Raw genomic sequence first — 1,778 nt, forward strand, 5'->3', positions numbered from 1 at the left:
CCATCAGGCGGGTTTTCGGTTCCGACACCGCCAGTTCATCCACCAGAACGATCGAGGATTCGGCAGCTTTGACCGAAAGCGCCGAACGCAAGGCTGCCCGACGCATCTTCCGGGGCATTGAAAGCGTGTAGGCATGCGGATGCGGGGTGTGAATCCGACCGCCGCCTTTCCATTGCGCTGCCCGAATGGAACCCTGCCGCGCCCGTCCAGTGCCTTTTTGGCGCCATGGTTTACGACCACCACCAGCCACTTCATTGCGGGTTTTGGTATCATGAGTTCCCAGTCGCGCATTCGCCATCTGGCGTACATACGCCTGATGCATCAAATCCACATTGATTGGGGCAGCAAAGATCGCCTCAGGCAATTCCACCTGCTTGACCTTTTGGCCCTCCATGTTGAAAACATCTACTAACATAGTTCCTTCGCTCCGTCAGTCCAGGTAAAGTCGCGATGCATCTTACTGCTTGCGCGCCTCTTTGATGATGACCAAACCGCCGCGCGGGCCCGGAACCGCTCCACACACGCCGATCAAGTTACGCTCGGCATCCACCAGAACAACCTTCAAGTGCTGCGCGGTCACACGTTCATTGCCCATATGACCCGGTCCACGCGAACCCTTGAAGACACGCCCGGGGGTCGTTCCGGAACTGCGGGAACCTGGCGCGCGGTGACGATCCGATTGACCATGAGTCTTCGGACCACCGCGGAATCCGTAGCGCTTGACACCGCCCTGGAAACCTTTTCCCTTGCTGGTACCAACCACGTCCACGCGCTCACCCACCGCGAACGCCTCGACGGTTACCGTTTCCCCTTCCTTGACATCAGGGTTTTTGGCGCGAAACTCGCGCAGAAAACGCAACGGAGGCAAATTAAGACCGGAGCGCTTCAAGTGACCCAGCTCTCCGCCGGTCAAACGCTTCGGCTTAACTTCCCCATAACCCAATTGGACAGCAGAATAGCCGTCATTTTCAGGCCGTCTTATCTGGGTAACGTAACATGGCCCAGCTTCGATAATGGTGACGGGCACCGCCACACCTGTATCATCGAAAATCTGGGTCATGCCGATTTTCTTCCCGATCAGCCCTTTAAACATCTCTTTTGTTCTCCTTGATCTTTCAAAGGTTTTTTTCAGGACTGTCAGCCTGGGCTTGGCTGCATCATCCCGGTCCGCCTGGCAGTCAGTGCCTTGCTGCGTCAGCTCGTTTTTTGTTCTGCGCCTACAAAGACACTCTTACCCGGCCTGTGAGCGTTGGCTGTTTTCAGCCTGTACGCCCAAACCGCTCTATTATAATCGAACTTTTTCAAAATGACCAGAGTTGATCCTGCCATTTTTGGGGTATTTTTCGGGCAGGCAGAACCTGCCCGAATTCCGCCCCGAATAACTAAATCTTAATCTCGATATCCACGCCAGCAGGCAAATTGAGTCGCATCAGCATATCAATCGTTTTTGAGTCCGGGTCAAGGACATCAATCAAACGGTTGTGCGTACGCACCTCAAAATGCTCGTGGGAGTCCTTATCTATGAAGGTCGAACGCCGAACAGTGAAGCGCTCAATGCGGGTCGGCAGCGGTACCGGTCCAACTACCTGCGCACCGCTCCGTTCAGCCGTTTCAACAATCCGCTTGGCGGATTGATCTAAAACACGGTGGTCGTATGCCTTCAGACGAATGCGAATTCGTTGCTTTGCCATCTTGCTACACCTAGTCCAGAATCTTGGTAATCACACCCGCGCCGACGGTCAAACCGCCTTCGCGAATGGCGAATTTCGAACCCTGCT

3 protein-coding genes and 1 pseudogene are annotated in these 1,778 nt (G+C 54.8%); all 4 read right to left on the reverse strand.

Going from position 1 to position 1,778, the window contains the following annotated elements; translation table 11 throughout:
- Positions 1-415 (reverse strand): 50S ribosomal protein L4 (rplD, locus tag VAE48_RS13380; RefSeq protein ID WP_322793832.1); only part of this gene is annotated, 415 nt, incomplete at its 3' end.
- A 42-nt stretch (positions 416-457) separates the two neighbouring features.
- On the reverse strand, positions 458-1,093 hold the full coding sequence (gene rplC / locus VAE48_RS13385) for a 50S ribosomal protein L3 (protein WP_322793833.1): 636 nt from the start codon (positions 1,091-1,093) through the stop codon (positions 458-460).
- Positions 1,094-1,382: 289 nt separating this feature from the next.
- Complete coding sequence (rpsJ, locus tag VAE48_RS13390) at positions 1,383-1,691, reverse strand: 30S ribosomal protein S10 (protein ID WP_061915262.1); 309 nt, start codon at positions 1,689-1,691, stop codon at positions 1,383-1,385.
- Between the two features lie 10 nt (positions 1,692-1,701).
- Positions 1,702-1,778, reverse strand: a pseudogene (locus VAE48_RS17550) (elongation factor Tu); the annotation flags it as partial.

The sequence above is a fragment of the Bellilinea sp. genome (genome assembly GCF_034432615.1).
GTDB lineage: Bacteria > Chloroflexota > Anaerolineae > Anaerolineales > Anaerolineaceae > Bellilinea.

What these genes read in the sequence shown, in the direction of transcription:
- rpsJ (WP_061915262.1), bottom strand. Translation starts at nt 1,691, where the DNA reads ATGGCAAAGCAACGAATTCGCATTCGTCTGAAGGCATACGACCACCGT.
- rplC (WP_322793833.1), bottom strand. Translation starts at nt 1,093, where the DNA reads ATGTTTAAAGGGCTGATCGGGAAGAAAATCGGCATGACCCAGATTTTC.